The sequence below is a fragment of the Paenibacillus sp. 2TAB23 genome (assembly GCF_052115165.1).
Lineage (GTDB): Bacteria > Bacillota > Bacilli > Paenibacillales > Paenibacillaceae > Pristimantibacillus.
Window position 1 is genome coordinate 1 of sequence record NZ_JBFRGD010000019.1, and the last position, 22,954, is coordinate 22,954.

A 22,954-nucleotide genomic window follows, 5' to 3' on the forward strand; every position below is an offset into this window, starting at 1 on the left:
ACCCTGAAGCTGTTGAATAACATGTACGACAAGGATAACTGGAAAGAAATGTACCTCGGCGTGGAGGGCATGCATTACACGATGAAAGACGGCAAAGCGACCAAGCTGCCGGATGACAAGAGCACGATGGAGAATCAAGTGCTTAATCCGTACTCGAGCTCGGCAACACTAGCATTTACAAAAGATCTCTATAATGATACCGCCTCGGACGACAGCAAGTGGGCAATCGACCAGCTGACCCGAAATATGGATGAAGCCCAGAAGTATGCGAAGGTCATTGCCGGCGACGGCATATCGGCCAGCATCTATGAAGGCTTCCCTGATATTAACAACCGTACGTTATTCGTGGAATATGCTTCGAAAATCATTCTTGGCCAGTACCCGATCAGCAAATTTGACGAATTCGTGGAAAAGTGGAACAAATCGGGCGGAGAAGAAGTAACGAAGCGCGCCAGAGAATGGTACACGAAAGTAAACGGTTAATCGTACGGAACCACACCGCGCGTGTTGAAACCGGGAGTTCATTTGCTGATTGTAGATTTTGATAATAATGAAAAGGTCATAGCTGATAAGGTTCATAACGGATTTGATCAGGGAAATCTTATTGCGCTTATGACCAGGATTGGATTCAAAGAAACCAAATCTAAACCATTAATACGGGCAGTAAAATTCATGAATCAAGATGCCACCTTATTTATAAATGGATGCTAAGAAATAAGGTTCCCGATGCTAGGGCAGCTGAGTGTGCTGCACGGTCAAAGCGGGAGATTTAATCTAAAGTGGGTTATCCGACAACAGGAATGTTGTTGGATAACCCACTTTTTTGAATGAACGATGAGCTGAGAAAGATTTCCACTGTATTCATCAAATTATTGCTTTACAGGACACCTAATGGTGTTATATGATGAATTAGGACACTGAATGGTGTCCAATAATAAATGGATAAGGAAGATGACTCATATGCACATTCTAACCATCGTTCTTCAAAGCTGGCTGCTTTTCTCCATGGCATTCTTTGGTGGAAGCAAGCTCGCAGGAGCTAAACATCAGATCGAACTTTTCGATTCGATTAAACTTCCTCAATGGTTCCGGGTCGTAACAGGCTGCTTTCAAATTGTTGGATGTATAGGACTCATTATCGGATACTGGTATCCTGCTGTTGCCGCTTGGACCGGAATAGGAATCGGCATTATGATGCTGTTGGCGTGCCTTTCGCACTTCAGAGTCAAACATTCAATTGGGAAAGTCATTCCTGCCTTGTTAAATCTAGCGATAGCTATTGCATTAGTACTCTTATACGCAGACGAATTGCCCCAACTTTTTGGCTAAGCTCAAGTGCAGCATACTTAGGTAGAGAATGCAGAATGGCTTGCAAGCGGTTGGGAGTTCGATCCCAATAGGCTCCACAATCAAACTATACAATCACGTTCAGAAGAGCACCTCCTATAATTGGCATTGGTTAACCCCTCTGGGAAAACTGATGAAATTATAGGGGTGCTCTTCATTTTTTCGGATGTGGTTTAATTTTTATTTTATGAAGCCTAAGACGGGACAATCCTCGATGTTGATTCTGCACGGAATTATCGAGATGAACCGTATTATTCAGAGGAATTTATTCCTGTTTGCTCAAATCCATTAATGGCCTGAAGCATTTCGATAAATGCTTCAAGCTGCCGATTATCCCATTTGGATATGCGTTCGTAAAAAAAGTTCTCTTTGTCACGCAGAGCTTCAAACGTTTTTTGTCGTCCAAGCTCTGTAAGAGTGAGAAGGATTGCCCGGCGATCATGGGGAGCGCTTTCCCTTCTAACATAACCTAAATGCTCAAGTTGCTTCACAAGACGGCTGACCGAGCTTCGGTCCATTGCAGTAGAATCTGCCAATTCAGATGCGCTTGTTGGACCGTGTGCGTATATCCAACGGACGATATGGAAAGCCGCAGGTTGTATAGAGGAATCGAAATAGGCTGAGGTTCTGACATTTAGCGCATGTGCTGCACTAATGAGGGCATTAATCTGTTCGCCGAGCTTTAGCTCCAATGGTCCTCTCGACATGTCTTTGCGTTTGAAATTCATAATGGCTACCACCTAACTTGAATGATTAAAAGAGACATCTATCATTTAGTTGACATATATCAATTAAAAGTTATATAGTTGATATATATCAATTATATGAATACGGTATGAAAATGTCAAAGCACATAGGCCCCATTTAAAGGAGAATGAAGATGATGTCAAATCCGGTCATTGTAATTACTGGCGCTACAAGTGGTTTGGGGCAGCTCGTTGCATGTGAAATGGCTAATCGAGGCGCTCAATTGATTCTTACAGCGAGGAGTAAGAGTCGCGCAGAAGCAACTGAAAAAATGATAAAGGAGCGGATGCCTTCGGCACAAATAAACTTTTTCTTTGGAGATTTGTCCTTAATGAAGGATGTCAGACGATTAGGTCAAGAAATATCGGAAAAGTTTCCTAAGATAGACGTGTTATTGAATAACGCAGGCCTCCACGCATTTGAACAGCGGATTACTTCAGAGGGATTCGCAGAAATGATGGCTGTGAACTATTTTGCGCCATGGATTTTAACGCATTCCTTGTATCATTCCTTGCAGAAAGCGGGCAGCGCAACTATCGTGAATGTTGCTTCTGAAGCATCCCGTCGTCATGGCAAATTCCAAATACCGGAGGATTTGCTTAATACAGCCCCTTTTACTTATAGAGGTTCTTCAGAGATATATGGAAAAACCAAATTGTTAAATATTATGTTTACTGCTGAACTTGCACGTCAGTGGGATGGGACGGGCATTAGCGTTCATGCGCTGAATCCAGGTTTTAACGTTACCGGTCTCGGGAGGGAACTTTGGTTTTCCTCCATGCTTGAGCGTTTGTTGAATTTATTTCGAATTGGCGATCCGCGTAGAGGAGCTGATATTATGATTCGTTTAATGACAGATTCGAAGTATCAGGGAATGACAGGGGGTTATTATAATGTTGGATCTGGCGATCTCATCGTACCCATAAATCCTGGAGGAGATAAGGTAATGCAGCGTGAATTATGGAACGAGACAAGCGCCATTCTACGAGAAAAAGGGTTTTTTGAAAGCTAATCAGCGATGTGATATTGTTCATTCCAAGAAGAGCTCCCTCCATCCAAAAATGAGCCATAGGAGCCATTCTATTGGCTCTTTTTATGTAGGATTCGAATTTTACAAATGGCTTCATAAAATAATGGCTAATTTTGAACTAAAAGTTAGCACCAGCCACGCTCAGGCCAATCCTCCGCATAAATCACTGGACCGGGATAGTCCTTTGCACTTACGGCACCCGCAAACGTTAGAAACATACTGACAGCTAAAAACCCTGTAATTAAGCCTAGTCTTAATTTTCTCATCAATATTAGTCTCCTTTTTTGTTTGAGTAACGCTATAAATCGTGAAAAACATATTTTAACAGGAATAGGTAAATGTTTACTAGTGATAAATAGACTATTACTTTATGCCCTAGGTTATATGAGAATCGTTGTTTGTGGTAAAAATTACCTAGCGTTAACGGATAATTGCTGCCATCCATTTGTTTATTTTTACCGTGTTATTGATTGTTTCAGATGGAGGAAAGAGGCTTGGATAGTAGGAAAGGGTATGTTAAATAATCGTCACTTATTTATGGCCGAGTTGCTCCGCCAAACCGATTAGATGTCCTTCATTTCCACGAATGTAGCAGAGCCGATACGAATTCTCGTATTGAACCACTTCGCCAACGAGCTGAGCACCATGCTTCATGAGTCGGGCTACCAATTCGTCCATGTGTTCAACGGTGAACATGACGCGTAAATAACCGAGGGCATTGACAGGAGCAGATCGGTGATCTGCTATAGGAGCTGGGGTGAGAAATCGGGAAAGTTCAAGTCGGCTATGGCCATCTGGGGTAACCATCATAGCAATCTCTACATGTTGTGAGCCGAGCCCGGTTACGCGTCCAGCCCATTCACCTTCGATCGTAGCTCGCCCTTCGAGCTTCAAGCCAATCTCCTCGAAGAATAAGATTGCGTTATCAAGGGATTCTACAACGATGCCAACATTGTCCATTCGTAGCAATTTGTTTTTTGCCATAGTTTTATCTCCTTATGTGTACAAATGTATTACCTGATCATCTTCCTATATATTTCTATCAGCAATTACTAATACCTTCCAACCGAGGGGGACAGTAACGTAAAGGAAACAATGAAAAAAATACAGGGACTCAGCGGTCAGCTCTCTCCAAATGGTCTACGTATTCTTTTGCTTCTTTAAGGCCAACGCCGCTCGCTTTTCTAAACTCTTTGATAGCTTGAATTCTTTTTCCCGAAGCAGTTAGCATACGCAATCGCTCATCGATATTTGATTGCGAGCCGGCACGGTTCTTACTCGGTGAAGAGGGAGAACTAGATAAGCTGGACTTGGGCAATACAGATGAATCGGCTCGGTTATTGGACCAGTCCATGGTTGATTTCATTTCATTAAGCTGTTTTTGCAGGCTGATCACCTTTAGCAGCAGCAGAAGTGACAGAATTAAAGCGCTCGAAGCAACAAATTCCACGATATCCACTTGCAATCCCTCCCTCCTGTTTGTTAATTGATTATATCACATCATTTATTGAGAGTAGGAAGAAATTACCTCCCGCAAGCCCTTGCCAGAAAAGCGCAATCGATCGGCTTATTGAAGTGGAAAAGTTTTGATAATGAGAATGATTATTACTATAATAAGAGAGTTGGAAGGTGCAGTTAGATATGGAAGGTGAACATGATGACGTTACTGGAACAATTGCCACTATGGAATCATGCGGCTATAAGGGTGCTTGATATAAGGCGAGCCCTATTGCAAGCGAGCGAGAGCGTTCAAGGGTTTCGATTGCCAGCGAGTGCATTTTTGATTGCCGTGGCTGGGGAGGCGAGAATTCTTATCGATGGAGTCGAACATCTCACTGATCGCTGTTACGTATGCCATGCTGGCAAAGGCGCGACAATGGACATTATTCAAGTGGTAGAACCATTCGACTATTATTTCATTTTTTATAAAGCGGCTCTCGTTCTGCCATCGCGCAAGGAATTGTTGCATGTGTTTAAAAGCAATAATCCATTTCATATGCAATACGGTTTTGCTCCTGTATATCCTTTGGGTCTCCTCACGAGAATCGAACAGATGCATGCCTATTGGCTGCTCGATGGCGAGCTTGAGCGGTTTCATGTAAGAGCTTTATTTCATCAATTGGTGTATGACCTCTTGCAGCAGCTCCATACGCTGGAGGGAGCTGCTGCACTACAGCCCGATTATGTAAGCCAAACGATCCGCTTCTTGGAGGAGCATTATGCTGATCCGATTAGTGTGCAGGATCTTGCTCAAGCTATGCAATGCAATGAGAGAAAGCTTCAGCGGTTATTTAAAGCAAAGCTTCGGATAGGGCCAATGGAATATCTCATTCAAGTTCGGATGAATCATGCACAAGCGATGTTATTGAACACGAACGTACCGCTTAAGATCATTGCAGAATCGGTAGGCTACGGAGATAGCTATTATTTCAGCCGCGCTTTCAAGAAGCATTGCGGTGTTTCCCCTCTTTATTTCAGGCAAAACCGTCGGATAAGTGCATCTTACATGTCGCGGTATTCCATTGGCTCGGCTGACAATGTCTCTTATAATAATGATTGTGATAATCATTATCAACAAGTTGACGGGGGAGTTTTTGGAATGAATCGGAGTAAGAGATCAGTATTGGCGGTTAGTTTAATGTTGAGTTTGATTCTGCTGTTGAGCGCATGCTCGACTGGGAACAATGTGGGCAGCAATTCGGGAGGGGCTAGTCCTACAGCAGCATCTACTAACGTTTCTTCAAATACAAATGCAGCGCCAACATCGCAGCCAGCGTACCCTGTCGTGATTAAACATATGAAGGGAGAAGAAACGCTGGAGCAGCATCCTTTAAAGATTGCGGTGCTCGATACCAAATTTGTTGATCAACTCGTTACTTTAAATGAGCAGCCAGCGGGCAGCGTGAAAGCTGCAGCAGATAAATCGGACTTTCCTGCCTACTTGATGGATAAGCTTACAGACGTTAAAGTGCTGGGAACGAGGGATGAACCGAATCTGGAAGCTATTACGGCCATGGAACCGGACTTAATCATTTGTACGGAATTTCAGGAAGAAGTATACGAAAGCTTATCTAAGATTGCACCAACCATTATGCTGGACTTTAACGAAGATTGGCGGGATACACTCGCTACTTTCGGGAAAATTGTAGGGAAATCAGAAGAAGCGAGCGTCGTCCTCGAACAATATAACGAAAAAACGACGAAGCTGAAGGCGGAATTAAAGGCTAAGCTTGGTGAGCAGACTGTGGCATTGATACGCCCGCGGGATGAAGGCATTCGAATTCATACACCAAGCCACCGGGCAGCATCCATTCTCTACAACGATCTTGGCTTGTCTGCGCCGCAGCAGGTACTTGATGAAAAGGACACAGCCTATCAGGTTCCTTTAGAAGCTTTGCCGGGAGTAGGTGCGGATCATTACTTCCTCGTTCAAGATGATATGTTCAAAGCGATCGTTGAGGAGTTCCAACAGACGGAAACCTGGAAAAACGTCGAGGCAGTGAAGAACAATCAAATCTATGATGTAGACTCGAATGTATGGATTGCTTATTATGGTCCGATTGCCATCAACATGGTCGTAGATCGAGTTGCGGAAGTGTTCCTGGGTACGCCATAACATGACCGTTACACTATCAGCATCTGAGTGGGGCGACTTAGGCAGCAGATATAACCTAACACCAAGTGGTGATAGTTTGCCCACGGATCGCTTTATCGTTTCAAGCGATTTGCTGGATCGGGACAAATGCGAGCCTTACTTAGATCAGTTAGCAGCGGAAATTGGCTCTCCTTCGAGAAGAGTAACAGCATCCATGCTCGCGAAGCGTTATGCTTTTCTAGCCGTTGCCCCTGTTCTCTATGCAATGACGGTATTTAACAAAGGCTTGGAGCTTGCACCGAGCCACTGCCGATTGGTTTCGCCTAGCGACAGCGAATATCTACAAAGCCATTCTAGATTTCCTCATTTGAGCTTAGGCGGTTTGAATGTTACTGAACCAGAAGCAGGGAAGCGGGAAGAGTGGCGGGATCAAGTGGTGCGCCAACTATTCGAGGGTCATCTCACCCCATTATTTCATTCCTTGTCTATGGTTGGACAAGTGCCTCGGGCAGTGTTGTGGGAGAATGCAATGGTCCGGATTATTCCAATGTATGAAGATGGATTGGCGGATGAAGAGGATCCGTTCATCTTAATGCGGCTGCATGATGATTTTAAGTTTATAACTGAGACGGCACCGCCAAGCTTATTCGGAGAACGTAGAAATCCACTAAAGATGTTTATTCGTGGAAAGAGCACAGATCAGACTGGCAAACAGGCAGCCTACATGCGCCAAACCTGCTGCTTTTACGATGAGATGTCTCCGGAATGCTGCAGAGCTTGCCCGAAACCAGTTAACGGAGAAGGATAGCATTCATCCGAAAATGGACGGCCGAGACGCAATAAAGGCTATCGAGTTTTTCTCGATAGCCTTTATTGCGTTGAACGCCAACTTGAATATGAAGGGCAACGAATCTGCCGCTTTAGTAAACTAATGAGAAACCCATCGTTTTGAAAAATGTCGGTTTCTATGCATGCTGAGCACGCTTCGGGGTGCTTTTCCTCGTTATGCGGTTTGAAATAGCTGCCCTAATTGGATTATGATGATCGTCATTGGGACAAATTTATTTAAACTTCTCTGGGAACTGCTTAATAATTCCTTCAGCAAGCGCGTCAGCTAGCATAATAATATGGTCTTCCCCTTTGTCGAAGGCAATGATATCCGCTTTCCAGTCTTTGGAGATCCTTGCCGTGACCTGATCCGTCAGCAATTGCAAATGGGTGTACAAAAGATCTTGGAAAGATTTCTCTGACCAGTTCGGGTTGGCGCGGCTTAGAAACTTGGCGATATCGTCGGCGTTCCGGTGCCACTCTTCATTATATTTTTTCAAATCCGCTTGATTTCCGCTTTTTGCCGCATCGACAACCTTTCCTGCAATAAGGATATGCTCCTTCAACAGCTCAGCGAGCTTATTGCCCGCCTCTTCCCCGTAATAAGGCTTGATCGCGTTTCCGATGTCTTGCTGATTTTGTAATAGTCTCGCCAGAACGTCCTGTTGATCCATTAATCCTGCAAGGGCGCTCACGATATAGCTTCTTGTCCAAATGACGTGATCCATCCACAGCTTCCTCAAATTTTGCTGAAGCTGTACTTCCTTTGGCTGTAAACATGACCTGGCGCCTTGCTCGGTTCCATTAGCTTGTGCGCTTAATGGGGACAAGCTGAATACGAGTAACATAATCAGTAGCATGGACACTGGGAATCTTTTTTTCAAGTTGATTAACTCCTTTGTATGTGAACTAGCCTTATTAATGTGGACAAAATCGTCTATTTTATTCCAACCAATAGCCATATGTCACATTACGATCTCCTAAATCGTTATACAGGCACAAAAACGAATTTGGGAGTGAATGGTATGAAGACATTGACCTGTATTGTCATCGGCGCGGGGTACGCGGGTATCCATGCAATGAATGAAATTCGCAAAAACGTGACTCATAGAAATAAAAGCCAGTCTATGAAGTTTATACTCATCGATAAAAATAAGTATCACCTGCGCAAGGTTATGCTGTTCAAGCCAGCGGTAACAGATGAAGATATTCGTACGCCGCTTACTCAGTTGTTTCCCGAGGGGGTCGAGCTTCTTCAGGGGATCGTTACGGAGATTAAAGAAGCAGAAAATAAGCTGCTGCTGCGCAGTCAAAATGATGTCGTACAAGAGCTGAGTTACGATATACTTGTAGTTGCAGCTGGAAGCATGATCCGTTGTCCGGATGAATCGCAAGGCGGACTGTCGCTTGCATCATTGGAAGATGCGTTAAACATTCGGATGGCATGGTCTGCTAATATGAGGCAAGCTGCCAAAGAAACCGATCCGATCGAACGAGAGCGCTTAATGACAATTGCTGTAGCGGGAGCAGGCATAAGCGGTATTGAAACAGCCGCTGAGTTAGCTTATCATGTACGGTTAGATGCCGAGCGGTTAGGCTTGAACCCCGATCAGGTGCGCATCCGTTTGTACAATGCGCATGAAAGATTATTTTTAGATGGTCCTGACAAGGTTGCCGTGAAACTTGAGGCTGTTCTAAAGGAAAATGGCGTAGAAGTTGTGCATCGGAGTCGCGTGCTTCAAGAGGAGAACGGGAGACTTAGCTTGTCTGACGGAACGGAGCTGCCGATAGGCTTATGCGTTTGGACATTGGGACTAATCCCTAATCCAATTGTAAAACAATGGGGCTTGCCAGTAACACAAGACGGATTTGTGAAGATTGATGCAAGCTACCGGGTACAAGGAACTCGCGGTATTTATAGCATTGGAGACTGCGCGAAAGTTATTAATCCAGCTACGGGCCAGACAGATGGCATGACCTGTAAGGAAGCCATTCCTCAAGCCGCACGGCTCGGTAAAGTGGTTGCAGCCGATTTGGAAGGGCATCCTGCGCCTACGCATACTAGCTATATGGATAGCTTTAGTATCGGTATTGGTCCAAAGAATGGATTAACGTGGGTAAATAAATGGGGGATAGATTTTATGATCACAGGCAAGATGGGTTATCGAATCAAGCAGCTGGTATGGAATTTAGGCAGCTCCATTAAATAAACAAACCAATCCTAATAGAAGGGAGTGATGGAATGGAGCACTTATATATGCAATACAAAAGGCTGCTGCTATCACTTGCCTACCAGCTTACCGGATCATTCTCTGATGCGGAGGATGTCGTTCAGGACGTATTTTTAAAGGTTTATGATGCAAAGCCGCAGGGGCTAATAGAAGCCCCTCAAGCCTATTTGTGCAGAATGGTAACCAATCGCTGCCGTGATCTGCACAAATCAGCGACCAAGCGAAAAGAAAAATATTTTGGCGAGTGGCTGCCCGAACCGGTGCCTACCTCAACCGATGAAACATTTGAAATGATTGCCCGCAATGAAATGTTGTCTTATGGCATGCTGGTGCTTCTCGAACAGCTGTCTGCTGCTGAAAGAGCCGTATTTGTACTGCGCGAGGCATTTGGGTTCAGTTATGTAGACATAGCGGCGGTCATCGATAAAAGTGAGGCAAACAGCAGAAAGCTGTATAGTCGTGCAAGAGGCAAATTAGGTCCATTCGATCGGGAAGAGTCAGTTGACCTTGAGGCAGAAAATGCTGCATGGGTGAATCAATTTCTGTCTGTGCTCGGCCAGGATGACGTGGATCAGGTATTGGCGATGTTAGGCAAGGATGTGGTGTTGATCTCCGATGGCGGCGGGAAGGTACTTGCTGCAGTTAATCCGATTGTAAGTCCAAATGCGGTTTCTCGATTCCTTCTGGGGCTTGTTCGCAAAAATAAGCAGCAAGGTGGAGTCTGGACATTTACACTTAGTGAAATCAATGGTCAATTAGGTCTTATTATTCGTTCTGGGCAAAAGGTCGATTCCGTTTTTATGTTCCAAGTGGAAGAGGGTCTAATACACCATATTTACATTGTCAGAAACCCGGACAAATTGAAACACTTTTCATAGAATGGATAAAGCGGATGAGGATCAGTCATTCATTCTACTATTCCGTTGCGTATAGATATAGGTTACCTAAAAAATCCGTTCTTCCGTTCTTGCAGCGGGAGGACGGTTTTTCATTTTTCAAATCGATTCGTTCATTTATGTGCAAGTCTCGCAAGTCATACACAACTGGAACGCTAACGATAAGGTTAAAACAGCAATTAACCTACTAGGCGTTGTGGTAGAATAAGGAAAGATAAAACTTCACTTATTGACAGCGCTAGATTCGTATAATCAGCACAATGCCAATGGATCAAATCATTGAAAAAATATGCAAGTAGATGGATGGCAGGCTATTCTGGTATGGCAGCGAATCAGAAGCATGAGGTAATATTGAATAAGGTTAATGCGAATAAGGGGGGAGCAATAATGGAGAAGTTGGATTTTTTGAAGGAAGTATATATTACACAGGCGAATAGGTTGCTGCGCCTGCCTCCAACAGCTTTGGACGCGTTGTATGAGTCGGCTGTTATTGTCCGCGGGCATGAGGGTTTACTTGAGCTGCTGCGACAATGCAAACTCGATGCCTTATCAGAGACGGATATCAATACATTTGCGGCAGCGGTGGAAGGTTATCCGAAATTTGTGGCGGATCAAGAGACTTACCTAAAATCGACCATGGGAGATCTTGCAGGCATGTTCAGCGTTATTCTCCTGCTCGGCTTGCTGGATTGGATGTCCGCCTATTATCGTTCACAAGGAATAGCGGAGAATGTTCAGATTGACACGTTGGACGATTTATTAATCTGGATGAAGCATCATTACGAGGAAAAAGGAGTATGGGGCCTTAGCAACTTAACCTGGATGCTTAACCATATGGGAGGAAAGCTATTTCGACTCGGCAGGCTGCAATTTATACAGAAAGCATTTGATCAAGCTGTTATTGGTTTGCGCAATGTTAACAATGGTCAAGTCGTCCTCCTATCCGAGCAGGGAATCGCTTATCGCAGTGATGGAAGAGTGGACGGCACGAACGGGCAGTGGGATGCCGAGCAGGGCTGGACTGCCATTTATGAGCAGAAGACTGACAGCTATATAGGCAACCCGATTCTGCCCAGCGGCTTCGCAGCGAATTCGATCGTAAAGTTATCTGCCGAAGAGTGGCGCATCGTCATTCAACGAGGAGATTCCGCGCTTGAAATTCACATCCCGGAGGGGAGTCCAATGACACCGCAGTCATGCAGTGAATCGCTTGCGCGTGCGATTTCATTCTATCATGATCGGATGCCGGAGCAGTTGATTGCCTCGTTCGTTTGCGTTTCATGGCTGCTGGACCCTCAGCTTGGACAACTCGTTCCCGAATCTTCTAATATTTCCGCTTTCCAGAAGATGCTTCATTTGTTCCCGGTTCGGTCGGATGATTGTGAAACGTATGAAAGAGTGTTCGGAACAGACAAGCTTGACCTGTCAACCGCCAAGAAGGACTCGGGATTGCGGCGAGCAATCATCCAGCACGTCGAGAGCGGCCACCGTCTTCATGGGGGCGGCGGATTGCTGCTGACTGGGGAGCTCAGCAGTATTCATTAGAACATCACTTTTGATCCAATCGCTATGTAGAGAGAGACAGAGTGGAGTGAGAGCATGTTTCCCCTATTGGAAACGGAAAGATTGTTGCTAAGAGAGATTGTAATGGAAGATGCGGCTGGCATATTCGCTTGTTTTTCCAATGAAAATGTGACGCGCTATTATGGGCAAGAAACATTAACTCATTTCGAACAAGCAGAAGCATTTGTTGATTTTTTTGCAAATAGTTACAGGGAGAGACGAGGAATACGTTGGGGAATTGAAATAAAAGGATATGAGGGGTTAGTTGGTACGATTGGGTTTAATGCTTGGTCCTCCAAACATAAACGTGCTGAAATAGGGTATGAAATTCACCCTGATCATTGGAGAAAGGGCTATAGCTTGGAGGCTTTAGCTAAAGTCATTTCATACGGATTTGATGAGCTTGGCCTTACTCGAATAGGCGCCGTTGTTTTTACAGAAAATGAAGCATCTCATCAATTGCTCGTCAAAGCTGGTTTTCAAAAAGAGGGAATATTAAGAGACTATATGTATCAAAACGGAAAAGCATACGACACCTGTGTATATTCATACCTTAAAAATAATTAATAGAAAACGAGCTCCCGTTATGTGCGAATCGCAAATGACGGGAGCTTATTTTAGTTATCATAACCTATATGTACTCGAAGCAGGCGCGTATGATAACTGCTACTGCTACTGCTTCGCTATCAGATTCGATATGATACTGATCAAACCTAAAGCTTCGTTTGTATAACCGTGTCATCTCAAATACTTCGTTATAAAACTTGGCCATCTTGGATCAACCGTTCACGCAATTGTCCATAATGCACGGACTGCACGCTGCTGCCTGCTTCGATCGCAAGCGCCGCTGCGGTTGCCGCGGATTGCCCGAGCGCCATGAATACGGGCTCCATCCGAATCGAGCCATAGGCGATATGGGAGGAGGACAAGCAGACAGGTACGAATAAATTAACGCACTCGGATTCCTTAGGCACAATCGAGCGATAGCTGATCGGATACGGTGCGTTCAGTCCGATTTGCACATCGCCCTCATTGGTGACGAATCCAGCTTCATTCACATGGCGCTGGACATTGTGCGAGTCCATTGTATAGGATCCCATGGCGACGCTGTCCGCAATAGGCAACCGGAGGAACAGATGATTCTCATTCATCACGAGATCGCTGACCATTCTTCTAGATTCACGGATGTATAGCTGCGGAGTCCAGAAAGCGTTATCCGTAAATTCATCGAGCGGAAGTCCCCATTCCTTATAGAAATCGCGAATGCTTTCAGGTATGCGCGGATGATTCTGCAGCGTCCAGACGAGACCCTTTTGATAGGCTTCATGGGCAGCGGCGATACGTGCTCTTTCCGAATAATCAGCCTCTGGATAATCGTAATTGAAGCCGATGTAGTCGGTTGAAAAACCTTTATCGTTGTTGGAGTCTGTCTTGCGATTAGGCAGCATTCGCAATTTGAAAAAAATGGTTTGCCCGCATTCCGCAGCACGAAACATTAACTCATATTGCCGCTCGTCGTATTGTGTTGGCTTATCGATCATGACGCGATTGCTCGGATCATCGGTTAGACACATGCGATAACAGTAGGCTTGAAGGCGATGGTCGCCTTCTCCGTCTTCACCGCCTGCACCCGGATTGACACCTGGCAGAAGGCCGCTAGCTGGATCGCCTTTCACGATATAAGGATCGATGCCACTCGGCAGTTGATTTTTCAAAGCTGTGGCCGTCTGTATGCCGTTGTAAGTTTCCCCGTACACATTGCCCGCTTCACGGCCGGCAGCATAAGAAACTCCGGCAGCTTTCATTAGATCGCCTTCATAGGTAGCATCGATGAACATACGGCCTGAAATCTCTTTTCCAGATTCCAATCGAATCGTTTCGATACGAGAGGCAGACATTGTAGCGCCATTCGTTTGCATCAGCCGCTCGTGATAAAGCACCTCGATCCCTTCAGCCTCTATCCAATCCAGAAACACGGCCAGAGCTACTTTAGGTTCAAACATCCAAACGGGATTTTGCTGTCCGTACTTTTGCCCAATTTGCTCGTAAAAAGCCAACGAAATGCCGCCGATTGCCGCCGTTTGGCCAAAGTCGGTATCGCCAAGCCCTCCGCTGCTTAACCCGCCAAGCCGTCCAGTAGGCTCGATGATGACAGGGGCTAAGCCCATTCGTTTGGCCTGAACGGCTGCAGCAATACCCGCAGATGTTCCGCCGTAAATGACAAGATCGTAGTTCATCATATCCATCCTCCTATTCGTTTGTATAAATCAATGCTCAAATATTAGCCTTAAAAGTGGTGGGTCTACGAGTAAGGGAATCATTATGCTAGAATCATTGTATACGAAGCTGCTATGGCAACACGATTAACGAATCTATTACGTTTGTATAAATCTACACATGAAATCAAAGAGGTGGCGAGAAGCGGAAATGATTGAACTATTCGGAGCAGGCTTTGATGACCGGGATCCAAGCTGGAAGCGGCAACGATCAAAAACAACGGCATGCGCATTAGCGCTGATCATTTCAGGCAAGCTTGTTTATCGAATTGATGGCGTAACCTATCAGTTAAGCAAGGGTGATCTGCTTTTAATTCCAGAAGGAAGGATGAGAGAAGCATTCCATTCGGATCAGGATCACCATCAGAAATATTGGGCTACCTTTGTTATGGATGAAGCGGGTGCGGGGATGCTGCCAATGCTTAATCAGCAAGTTCCTATTGTGGTGAAGACGGGGCAATACGAATATATGAAGCAGCGATTCGCTCAGCTCATTCAGCAATGGATGGGCAAGCTGCCCTACTACGAGCCAATATGTGCCGCTACGCTAACCGATATGCTGGGGCGTATGAATCGCGAGCTCGATGCAAAGCAATACCCTTCTCCTATGCTGAAGATGATTGCCACCATTCAAGAATATGTGCTAACCCATTATCGCGAAGACATTCGGGTTGACCAGCTGGCGATGCTAGTTAGCCGTTCGCCTAATTATATATCAACGTTGTACCGAAGGCTGACCGGCGGCTCATTGAAGGAATATATTCATCAGGTAAAGGTATCCGCTGCGCGTGATCTGCTCTATCACCATCAGGTAACGATCGGACAAGCAGCCGAATATGTCGGTTTTTGTGATCAAGCTTATTTCAATCGCGTATTTAAGAAAGTATATGGGTTCCCTCCATCCATTCTATTGAAGGAGCGCAATCATGCCTTGAAGCCGAAGGGGGACCGTTAATCGAGTAGAAGCCAGGATCATAGACAAGTGCCTCGGATGTATAGCGGCGGCAGCGATCGACAACGGACGAGGCGGCTTCGGAGCAAAGGCTGATCATTTATGCAAGCTTTGATGAACGAATCCATTATCATACTTAAGTAGCTATAAAACGGAGAGGTGCGGCAGTTATACTATTTGCAAATGAAAATAAGGAGGAAAGTCATGAAAGCAATCATTTGCACGGGATATGGCTCGCCTGAAGTTCTTAAGCTCCGAGAGGTAGAAAAACCTGTTCCTAAGGATAATGAAGTATTGGTAAAAGTATTTGCGACTACGGTTACATCAGGGGATTGCAGAGTAAGAAGCTTTAAAAGTCCGGTTTTGCTCTGGCTGCCCATGAGAGCCGTATTAGGCTTCAAGCGGCCGCGAAAGCCAATTCTTGGAGTGGAACTGGCTGGTGAAATTGAAGCGATTGGCAAGAATGTGACACGCTTTAAAAAAGGTGATCATGTATACGCACTAACAGGGATGAGATTCGGTGGATATGCCGAATACGCCTGTCTTTCAGAATCCGGGATGATGGCTGAGAAGCCGGCTAATGTGATCTACGACGAAGCGGCTGCCTTAGCATTCGGAGGTACTACCGCACTTCATTTCTTTAGAAAAGGGAATATCAGAAGCGGTCAAAAAGTGCTGATTTATGGAGCTTCCGGTGCGGTAGGGACCGCTGCGGTACAACTGGCGAAGCATTTTGGCGCACAGGTTACAGGAGTATGCAGCGCCTCGAACATGGATTTGGCAAAGTCCTTGGGAGCTGAACGAGCGATTGATTACACAACGGAGGATTTCACGAAAAAGGGCGAGTTTTATGATCTTATATTCGATGCCGTTGGAAAGCTTTCGAAAGCAGCTGCCAAAAAAGCCCTTGCTCCCAATGGGACTTATGTGACTGTCGAGGGGCAAGGGATGGTAAAGGAACGGGTTGAAGACTTATTGTTTATTAAAGAGCTGGTGGAAAAAGGGGAGCTGAAACCCGTCATTGACAGGCGTTATTCGCTCGCAGAAACGGCGGAGGCCCATAGATATGTGGAACAAGGACGCAAAAAAGGAAATGTAGTGATTACAATCGTACAATAAGGGGTTGCCTGAGCCTGATCAGGTCATCGGCGCCTGGTTTCTTACTCTATTGAAGGCGACGAAAGCAGCAAAGATTAGCAGGACGAAACCTGTAAATATAAATCCTTCGGCAATGTCGAAGGGCAGCCATCCGAGCGTAGAAGAACCGGCAACCACGCCAAGGGAGAAGAATGCGTAGAAGTAGCCATAAGCTTTCCCGCGCAGCTCGGCTGGCACTGCCTTGATGAGCATCGTATTGACCGATGGGAACAAGAAGGCAAAACCGACGCCATATAAGCCTAAAACAAAGTAAAGCGCTAATGTTGTCGTCGATTGGCTAATCAGGAGCTGGCTCACGCCCATTAATCCCATACCGATAGCCATCGTATGCGATGAAGCAACAAGGTCGAAGATCCGATTCGTGGGTAGTACAAAAATAAGTACGGCAATAATCCCGAATGTGCTCATAAGCGTGCCGCTTAATTTCGAATCATAACCAAGCGTTTGTACGTGCAAGGGCAGCAAATATGCAATGACGCCTTGTGAGAACATTAAGAAAAAGGCACCGCCATAAGCCTTGAGTACGCCTGCGTTGAAGAGAGAGGCACTAGAGGCAAGGACGGCAGTGTTTTTTTCTTTCCGAGAAATGGTATATGATCTAAGAAAAACAGCCGATAGGACCGAGAGGGAAAATCCCAATAGGGCTACGCATGTAAAGACGAAGGGCACAGAGGTTTTACTGGCCATTATCCCGCTGAATGCTGGACCGATAATGGCTGCAAGCCCGACAAAAGTACCGGTAAAGGCGACTTTCTTCCCTTGCTGGTCATTCATAGTCGTATTCGCTGAGAATGTGAAAGCAGCGGGTACAATGAGACCGGCAACAAAGCCATGCAGAATTCGAACAAAGATAAGAACGAGCGGTTGATCAACGAGCTGATAGAGAAGCAGAGCGCCGCTTGACAGCAGCAGACCGACCATAAGAATTTTGAAAGGTCCAACTTTGTCGGTCATAATGCCGGATAAAATATTGCCGGCCGTATTGGCTAGCGAATACAGTCCAATTACAAAACCAACAACAAATGAGCTGGCACCGACGGATGCGGCGAATGTGCTCATGACAGGCAGCTGCGAGAATAGATCAAAAAAAGAGAAAAATACGATGCTGTATACAAGCAGGGCATAGTTGAAGGGCCTTACGTTATATTTGGCAAGCGCCTTCTTCAACTGCCAGTCCAGCAAAAAGTTGCCGAATGGGACAAAAGCTGCGATAACGGCTGCAGCAGGCCAAAGGATACTCCATTTCACCCGAATGGCTGCGTAAAGTACAGCAAGCGCATAGAAGCTGAAAATGCCGCCGTGAATGCTGCCGACGATCGTTACCGCTTTYTCGATTCCCCATATATATTTCAAAGGCATGGCGATACTTAGCAATACTAATAATGAAATACCATCTAAAAGACCCGTAATACGTAAAATATGGATTGGATGTGCCCGCACTTTATATGCTCCTCGTTTATATTTTGAATTGGAATACTTTATTCTATCATGATATGAGCCGTCTAAATACGCCTCGAAATGGGAACATTCTAAGAACTCCTTCTTTATGCGCGAAATTCAATTGCGTCATGTGATTTCCAGCCGCTGCTTCTAGATGGTATGATAGGGAGCAGGGGGGACAAGCTGATGAATAATGAGACAACTGACGAGGAAATAAACGGCAAGCAAGAACCGATGACCGAGGAGAAATGGGCCGAGCTGATAAAGGCTGTTCACCATAACGGCATTATCGCTTTAAAAATGCACTTTAACGAAGTTGAAGGGCAAGTGCTGAATATGGAAGCGTATGGCCCTGTGTTTGTTTTTCATGTGAAAGATGAATCGTCGAATGTATATGCCTGCGGCTTTTTTCTGCGCGAGTTGATCGCGAGATTCCAATCGGGCAATGCACCTGATGTATGGATGTCTTCATTCTTCACCGATTTGATGGAAATCGAGGGCGGGAAAGCACTTCCGAAGCCGGCCACAAGCGAAGATGAGGCAAAAGCAATCATCGACAACATTCTCGTACCGCAATGCATTAAGGCAGTCCGTGAGGAATTTGCCCCTGAACAGGTACATGCAGGTTTAGCATGGAACGAAGAACACGGTCCAGTCTTTGAAGCCGGATTCCCAGCTATCACTGAAGGAAATAACGTATGTGCAATTCCTTTGCATCTATTGTTGACGCACTTGCAGTTGAACCGTGATCCAGCGGAGCTTCTGCTGCAAGGCTTGTATGGTATTCGAGAACAGCATGGAATAGAATAAAACATGAATTCCGTTGAGAAACCAATCTTAGAAACACGCGACGCAACCTTTAGAGGTTGCGTTTTTTATTGTTATTTGATCCCGTCCATGACGGTCGCATTTGCGCTCGTACCAAACGTCGGATTTTGCCGCAAGCTATGACCTGGAAAACGAATGGCTCCATCTTTGCCCAAAACGGCTCAGTTGTTGACGCCACAGAAACGAGATCATTATAATCAGCTTATGAACATACCCATTATAGCTACGAAACTATATATCCCGCCGCAGAGGCTCAAGACAGCTTCCCGTTCCCGATTAATCGAAAGGCTGAATGAAGGTCTCCCACGCAAGCTGACGCTGATCTCCGCATCTGCCGGATTTGGTAAAACAACGCTGGCAACGGAGTGGCTTGCAACCTGTAAGCAGCCAGCAGCATGGCTATCGCTGGACGAAGCGGACAATGATCCCGCACGGTTTTTCACATATGTATCCGCTGCTTTGCAGACCGTTGGCGTACATATCGGAGCAGGCTTGCTTGCAGTGCTCCAATCTCCGCAATTGCCGCCAATCGAATCGATTCTCGTATCCTTTCTAAATGAAATCGCGCTCGCACCGCATCCTTTTATCTTCGTGCTTGATGATTATCATGTGATTGATGCACCAACCATCGAACAAGCGCTTGCTTATTTGATCGAGCATATGCCGCCGCAAATGCATATGGTCATCGCGTCGCGTCATGAGCCTCGTCTCCCATTGGCCCGGCTGCGCGCCAGTGGACAGTTGACTGAGCTGAGCGTGCAGGACATGAGATTTACGTCCTCCGAAGCAACAGGGTTTCTCACCAAAGTGATGGGTCTTCAGCTATCGCCGACTCATATCAGCCAGCTTGAAACGAAGACGGAAGGGTGGATCGCCGGTTTGCAGCTAGCTGCGATTTCACTGCAAGGTCATAACGATGCTGCCGGATTTATTCAATCATTCACGGGCAGCCATCGTTTCGTGCTGGATTATCTAATAGAAGAAGTCCTTGAGCGGCAATCACCGAGCATTCAAAGGTTTCTGCTGCGTACGGCGATCCTGGAGCGGATGTGCGATTCTTTGTGCGCTGCGGTGCTGAGCCATGACTCATCTGCTCCCCAGCAGCACACCTTGGAGGAGCTCGAACGTGCCAACTTGTTTATCGTTCCGCTGGACAACGAAGGGCGCTGGTACCGTTATCACCATCTATTTGCTGATTTGCTGCGGAAGCGGTTGATCAATAATCAAAATTCAGCTGTCAGTAAGTTCGAGGTGGCTGTAGCAGAGCTGCATACACGCGCGAGTGTTTGGTATGAGAATCATGGCCTAGACATTGAGGCGTTTCAACATGCAGCCGCCGCAGGCGATATGGAGCGGGCAGCCCGATTAGTAGAGGGAGCAGGGATGCCGCTGCATTTTCGCGGTGCTGCTGCTGCCGTACGGAGATGGTTGGAGTCGCTGCCAGCTCAAGCCATGAATAGGCAACCCTCGTTATGGGTGATATATGCTTCGGTTTTATTGTTCGATAGTCAGATTAACGGCGTCGAAGCGAAGCTGCGGTCTGCGGAAGCTGCGCTTCGGGAGGCTGAGCCGAATGCCGCAAACCGGGATCTTATCGGACATATTGCTTCCATTCGTGCCACATTGGCTGTCAGCCAGCATGACGCAGAATCCATCATGAACCAGTCTCTGCGGGCACTGGATAATCTGCATCCCGATAACTTGCCAGTTCGAACCGCGACAACCTTTGCGCTTGGATATGCTTATCAGCTCCAAGGCGACCGTGCGGCGGCGAAACAGGCTTATATCAGCTCCCTATCGACTAGTGAAGAGATTGGACATTTTATCGTCAGCATTATGGCTGCAATTGGTCTTGGCAGCATACAGGAAGCAGATAACCAGCTCTATTTGGCTGCCCAATCTTATCGGAAAGCTTTACAGCTGGCAGGAGATCCGCCCCTGTCCATTGCGTGCGAGGCGCATCTAGGGCTTGCCCGCGTTCTGTATGAGTGGAACGATTTGGCTGCCGCTGAACAGCATGCAATCCGCAGTGTTGAGCTGGCGAAGCTGATTGAACGGTCAGATCGATTCGTTGCCGGCGAGATGCTGCTTGCACGCGTGAAGCTTGCGCAAGGAGATGCCGCAGCTGCGGTTGCCACTGCAGCGAGTGTTGCCAAGCATCACTTTGAACATCAAACGCTTCAGGTTGCTGGCGTTCAGGTGCTTGGACTGCTCCGCCAAGGCAATCTAGCTGAAGCAGAACGGCTGGCTCAGACTCAGGATATTCCGCTCAGCCAAGCAAGAGTACTGCTGGCCAAAGGGAATACGGCAGCTGCGCTTGCGCTGCTGGAGCGCTTGTTCCTGCAAGCAGAAGCAAAGAAGTGGCAGGATGAACGGCTTCAAGTCATGGTTGTGCAGTCTGCTGCCTTCTATGTTCACGGTGATACAAGCCAAGCCATTTCCATGCTGCGCGCCGCGCTGACGATTGCGGAGCCCGAAGGATTCATGCGTATCTTCATCGATGAAGGCCATGTTATGGCAGCACTGTTGAGTGAAGCGGTTGCCCAAGGAGCCGTAACTGACTATGGGCAGAAGCTGCTAACCCTATTCGATGCGAGGACCAAGGCGCAGGTGAACCGCAAGCTTAATACCCGTGTTCGAACGAGCCTGACAACCGCTCAGCCGCTTGTCGAGCCATTGAGCGAGCGTGAAATGAACGTTCTGCATTATATCGCTTTAGGTTTGTCCAATCGTGAGATAAGCGAACGGCTATTCCTTGCTTTAAGCACGGTTAAAAGCTATAACCGAATTATTTTTGACAAACTGCATGTGGAGCGGCGAACAGAAGCAGTGGCTCGTGCGCGCGAACTGGGACTGCTATAACTTAATGACCAGATGATACGCATCCTTTTTCTTTATAGTCGTTCAACCACGTCCTGTCCATTCATGTTACCATTATAAGGGTAACTAATCGATTTGGAGGGATGTTCAATATGAACGCGTATAATGCTGCTTCCGATGTTTCGAACCCCCGGGTAGGGCTGAAGCTTGCTGATATTCCTGCCCATGATCCATTCGTCGTTGCAGACGGAGCCACGCAAACCTATTATTTATATACGGGCGGAAGCCCAAAGCTAAACGGAATGGAGCGTTATGGCGTGCTCGCCTATAAAAGCCGGGATCTAGCGGAGTGGGAAGGGCCATATGTCGTCTTTACCATTCCGGACGGTGTATGGGCGAATCCGCTGCACGGCGCATGGGCTCCAGAGGTTCACGCTTACGGCGGCCGCTATTATTTATTCGTGACGCTCCACAATAACGATAGGAAGCTAGCCGGAGAGGGATACGGAGGCTATCCGCTGCAATGGCGCGGTACTGCCGTTGCAGTGTCAGATTCGTTGGACGGGCCATTCGAACTCGTTAAGAAGAATGCCCCGATTGTATCGGAGCAGTTGATGACGCTTGACGGCTCGTTGTTTATAGATGATGAAGGCAAGCCGTGGATGGTATACTGCCATGAATGGGTGCAGACAGGTGACGGCACGGTGGAAGCCGTTCGGCTGAATGCGGAGCTTACCGACAGTGAAGCTGAGCCCGTTCATTTGTTTAATGGCTCGGAGGCGCCATGGGATAATGGCGAACATTCGCCTGACGGCTCGAAGTCCGTGTATGTGACAGATGGGTGTCAGCTTTACCTCACAAGCGGCAATCGGTTAATCATGCTTTGGTCGACGTACGACAAGGGCAGCTATGTGCAGACCATTGCGCGTTCCCAGACAGGCAAGCTGGAAGGGCCATGGGAACAGCTGGAGCCTCTGGTTTACGACGACAGCGGGCATGGCATGCTCTTCCGAACGTTTCAGCAAGATTGGATGCTCATCCTTCATGCCCCGTTCCGGATGCCCGATTCCAGATGCAAGCTTTATGAAATGACCGATACCGGAGAAACCTTTATCGTGAAATCGTCAAGGCGCGATCTCGATGGAAGTGAAATTGTAAGCGCTGTCGAATAAAACGCGGTATCCGAAGATGAACCATCTCAAATGAGATGGTTTTTTGTGTTTTTAGCGCTTTATTATATTTT

Annotated in this window: 20 protein-coding genes and 1 pseudogene; 14 read left to right on the top strand and 7 right to left on the bottom strand. The window is 46.5% G+C overall.

From position 1 onward, the window contains the following. Positions 1–483, top strand: a pseudogene (locus tag AB4Z29_RS23230) (ABC transporter substrate-binding protein); the annotation flags it as partial. Positions 484–960: 477 nt separating this feature from the next. Then, entirely contained in the window at positions 961–1,329 is a 369-nt protein-coding gene (locus AB4Z29_RS23235; RefSeq protein ID WP_441945364.1) for a DoxX family protein, read from the top strand. A gap of 269 nt (positions 1,330–1,598) precedes the next feature. Here the strand turns inward: AB4Z29_RS23235 and AB4Z29_RS23240 are convergent, their stop codons facing one another. Further along, positions 1,599–2,075 carry a MarR family winged helix-turn-helix transcriptional regulator gene (locus tag AB4Z29_RS23240; protein WP_441945365.1) on the bottom strand — a complete coding sequence of 159 codons (477 nt, stop codon included), beginning with the start codon at positions 2,073–2,075 and terminating at the stop codon, positions 1,599–1,601. A 152-nt stretch (positions 2,076–2,227) separates the two neighbouring features. Between AB4Z29_RS23240 and AB4Z29_RS23245 the strand changes: the two genes are divergently transcribed. Continuing rightward, complete coding sequence (locus AB4Z29_RS23245) at positions 2,228–3,106, top strand: SDR family NAD(P)-dependent oxidoreductase (RefSeq protein ID WP_441945366.1); 879 nt, start codon at positions 2,228–2,230, stop codon at positions 3,104–3,106. Positions 3,107–3,249: 143 nt separating this feature from the next. Here the strand turns inward: AB4Z29_RS23245 and AB4Z29_RS23250 are convergent, their stop codons facing one another. The 3 genes from AB4Z29_RS23250 to AB4Z29_RS23260 form a co-directional block, all read right to left on the bottom strand. After that, a complete protein-coding gene (locus tag AB4Z29_RS23250) occupies positions 3,250–3,390 on the bottom strand; it encodes a hypothetical protein (protein ID WP_441945367.1) in 141 nt (46 codons plus the stop codon). A 265-nt stretch (positions 3,391–3,655) separates the two neighbouring features. Beyond that, a complete protein-coding gene (locus AB4Z29_RS23255; RefSeq protein WP_441945368.1) occupies positions 3,656–4,108 on the bottom strand; it encodes a VOC family protein in 453 nt (150 codons plus the stop codon). Positions 4,109–4,238: 130 nt separating this feature from the next. Beyond that, positions 4,239–4,583: a ribosomal protein L7/L12 gene (locus AB4Z29_RS23260; protein ID WP_441945369.1), complete on the bottom strand. Its 345-nt coding sequence runs from the start codon at positions 4,581–4,583 to the stop codon at positions 4,239–4,241. 195 nt (positions 4,584–4,778) lie between these two features. Here AB4Z29_RS23260 and AB4Z29_RS23265 point away from each other — a divergent pair, with 195 nt between their 5' ends. Both AB4Z29_RS23265 and AB4Z29_RS23270 read left to right on the top strand, forming a co-directional pair. Continuing rightward, a complete protein-coding gene (locus AB4Z29_RS23265) occupies positions 4,779–6,740 on the top strand; it encodes an ABC transporter substrate-binding protein (protein ID WP_441945370.1) in 1,962 nt (653 codons plus the stop codon). Position 6,741: 1 nt separating this feature from the next. Beyond that, the gene (locus tag AB4Z29_RS23270; protein ID WP_441945371.1) at positions 6,742–7,527 is read left to right on the top strand and encodes an IucA/IucC family C-terminal-domain containing protein; all 786 of its coding nucleotides are present in this window, start codon (positions 6,742–6,744) and stop codon (positions 7,525–7,527) included. 253 nt (positions 7,528–7,780) lie between these two features. On the opposite strand, the gene AB4Z29_RS23275 is transcribed toward AB4Z29_RS23270, so the two are convergent. Next, on the bottom strand, positions 7,781–8,431 hold the full coding sequence (locus AB4Z29_RS23275) for a glycosyltransferase (protein WP_441945372.1): 651 nt from the start codon (positions 8,429–8,431) through the stop codon (positions 7,781–7,783). A 141-nt stretch (positions 8,432–8,572) separates the two neighbouring features. Between AB4Z29_RS23275 and AB4Z29_RS23280 the strand changes: the two genes are divergently transcribed. The 4 genes from AB4Z29_RS23280 to AB4Z29_RS23295 all read left to right on the top strand — a co-directional run bounded on the left by AB4Z29_RS23280 (position 8,573) and on the right by AB4Z29_RS23295 (position 12,804). Continuing rightward, a complete protein-coding gene (locus AB4Z29_RS23280) occupies positions 8,573–9,757 on the top strand; it encodes an NAD(P)/FAD-dependent oxidoreductase (RefSeq protein WP_441945373.1) in 1,185 nt (394 codons plus the stop codon). Between the two features lie 32 nt (positions 9,758–9,789). Then, positions 9,790–10,656: an RNA polymerase sigma factor SigJ gene (gene sigJ, locus AB4Z29_RS23285; protein ID WP_441945374.1), complete on the top strand. Its 867-nt coding sequence runs from the start codon at positions 9,790–9,792 to the stop codon at positions 10,654–10,656. Between the two features lie 405 nt (positions 10,657–11,061). Continuing rightward, a complete protein-coding gene (locus AB4Z29_RS23290) occupies positions 11,062–12,219 on the top strand; it encodes an acyltransferase domain-containing protein (RefSeq protein WP_441945375.1) in 1,158 nt (385 codons plus the stop codon). Positions 12,220–12,273: 54 nt separating this feature from the next. After that, positions 12,274–12,804, top strand: coding sequence for a GNAT family N-acetyltransferase (locus AB4Z29_RS23295; protein WP_441945376.1), 531 nt, complete (start codon positions 12,274–12,276; stop codon positions 12,802–12,804). 188 nt (positions 12,805–12,992) lie between these two features. On the opposite strand, the gene AB4Z29_RS23300 is transcribed toward AB4Z29_RS23295, so the two are convergent. Then, positions 12,993–14,477 carry an FAD-dependent oxidoreductase gene (locus tag AB4Z29_RS23300; RefSeq protein ID WP_441945377.1) on the bottom strand — a complete coding sequence of 495 codons (1,485 nt, stop codon included), beginning with the start codon at positions 14,475–14,477 and terminating at the stop codon, positions 12,993–12,995. Positions 14,478–14,664: 187 nt separating this feature from the next. On the opposite strand from AB4Z29_RS23300, the gene AB4Z29_RS23305 reads away from it, so the two are divergent. Together AB4Z29_RS23305 and AB4Z29_RS23310 are read left to right on the top strand one after the other, a co-directional pair. Then, the gene (locus AB4Z29_RS23305) at positions 14,665–15,468 is read left to right on the top strand and encodes an AraC family transcriptional regulator (protein ID WP_441945378.1); all 804 of its coding nucleotides are present in this window, start codon (positions 14,665–14,667) and stop codon (positions 15,466–15,468) included. Between the two features lie 201 nt (positions 15,469–15,669). Then, positions 15,670–16,584 (top strand): NAD(P)-dependent alcohol dehydrogenase, encoded by a 915-nt coding sequence (locus tag AB4Z29_RS23310; RefSeq protein WP_441945379.1) that lies wholly within the window; start codon positions 15,670–15,672, stop codon positions 16,582–16,584. Positions 16,585–16,602: 18 nt separating this feature from the next. Here the strand turns inward: AB4Z29_RS23310 and AB4Z29_RS23315 are convergent, their stop codons facing one another. Then, positions 16,603–18,063: an MFS transporter gene (locus AB4Z29_RS23315; protein ID WP_441945380.1), complete on the bottom strand. Its 1,461-nt coding sequence runs from the start codon at positions 18,061–18,063 to the stop codon at positions 16,603–16,605. 186 nt (positions 18,064–18,249) lie between these two features. Between AB4Z29_RS23315 and AB4Z29_RS23320 the strand changes: the two genes are divergently transcribed. The 3 genes from AB4Z29_RS23320 to AB4Z29_RS23330 all read left to right on the top strand — a co-directional run bounded on the left by AB4Z29_RS23320 (position 18,250) and on the right by AB4Z29_RS23330 (position 22,883). Further along, the gene (locus AB4Z29_RS23320) at positions 18,250–18,873 is read left to right on the top strand and encodes a hypothetical protein (protein WP_441945381.1); all 624 of its coding nucleotides are present in this window, start codon (positions 18,250–18,252) and stop codon (positions 18,871–18,873) included. 153 nt (positions 18,874–19,026) lie between these two features. Then, the gene (locus tag AB4Z29_RS23325; protein ID WP_441945382.1) at positions 19,027–21,753 is read left to right on the top strand and encodes a LuxR C-terminal-related transcriptional regulator; all 2,727 of its coding nucleotides are present in this window, start codon (positions 19,027–19,029) and stop codon (positions 21,751–21,753) included. Between the two features lie 110 nt (positions 21,754–21,863). After that, the gene (locus AB4Z29_RS23330) at positions 21,864–22,883 is read left to right on the top strand and encodes a glycoside hydrolase family 43 protein (protein ID WP_441945383.1); all 1,020 of its coding nucleotides are present in this window, start codon (positions 21,864–21,866) and stop codon (positions 22,881–22,883) included. Positions 22,884–22,954 lie beyond the last annotated feature (71 nt).

Bases quoted from the DNA above. Each gene is read 5' to 3' on its own strand.
- AB4Z29_RS23235 (WP_441945364.1), top strand. From the start codon at position 961: ATGCACATTCTAACCATCGTTCTTCAAAGCTGGCTGCTTTTCTCCATG.
- AB4Z29_RS23240 (WP_441945365.1), bottom strand. From the start codon at position 2,075: ATGAATTTCAAACGCAAAGACATGTCGAGAGGACCATTGGAGCTAAAG.
- AB4Z29_RS23245 (WP_441945366.1), top strand. From the start codon at position 2,228: ATGATGTCAAATCCGGTCATTGTAATTACTGGCGCTACAAGTGGTTTG.
- AB4Z29_RS23250 (WP_441945367.1), bottom strand. From the start codon at position 3,390: ATGAGAAAATTAAGACTAGGCTTAATTACAGGGTTTTTAGCTGTCAGT.
- AB4Z29_RS23255 (WP_441945368.1), bottom strand. From the start codon at position 4,108: ATGGCAAAAAACAAATTGCTACGAATGGACAATGTTGGCATCGTTGTA.
- AB4Z29_RS23265 (WP_441945370.1), top strand. From the start codon at position 4,779: ATGATGACGTTACTGGAACAATTGCCACTATGGAATCATGCGGCTATA.
- AB4Z29_RS23270 (WP_441945371.1), top strand. From the start codon at position 6,742: ATGACCGTTACACTATCAGCATCTGAGTGGGGCGACTTAGGCAGCAGA.
- AB4Z29_RS23280 (WP_441945373.1), top strand. From the start codon at position 8,573: ATGAAGACATTGACCTGTATTGTCATCGGCGCGGGGTACGCGGGTATC.
- sigJ (WP_441945374.1), top strand. From the start codon at position 9,790: ATGGAGCACTTATATATGCAATACAAAAGGCTGCTGCTATCACTTGCC.
- AB4Z29_RS23290 (WP_441945375.1), top strand. From the start codon at position 11,062: ATGGAGAAGTTGGATTTTTTGAAGGAAGTATATATTACACAGGCGAAT.
- AB4Z29_RS23295 (WP_441945376.1), top strand. From the start codon at position 12,274: ATGTTTCCCCTATTGGAAACGGAAAGATTGTTGCTAAGAGAGATTGTA.
- AB4Z29_RS23300 (WP_441945377.1), bottom strand. From the start codon at position 14,477: ATGATGAACTACGATCTTGTCATTTACGGCGGAACATCTGCGGGTATT.
- AB4Z29_RS23305 (WP_441945378.1), top strand. From the start codon at position 14,665: ATGATTGAACTATTCGGAGCAGGCTTTGATGACCGGGATCCAAGCTGG.
- AB4Z29_RS23310 (WP_441945379.1), top strand. From the start codon at position 15,670: ATGAAAGCAATCATTTGCACGGGATATGGCTCGCCTGAAGTTCTTAAG.
- AB4Z29_RS23320 (WP_441945381.1), top strand. From the start codon at position 18,250: ATGAATAATGAGACAACTGACGAGGAAATAAACGGCAAGCAAGAACCG.
- AB4Z29_RS23325 (WP_441945382.1), top strand. From the start codon at position 19,027: ATGGCTCCATCTTTGCCCAAAACGGCTCAGTTGTTGACGCCACAGAAA.
- AB4Z29_RS23330 (WP_441945383.1), top strand. From the start codon at position 21,864: ATGAACGCGTATAATGCTGCTTCCGATGTTTCGAACCCCCGGGTAGGG.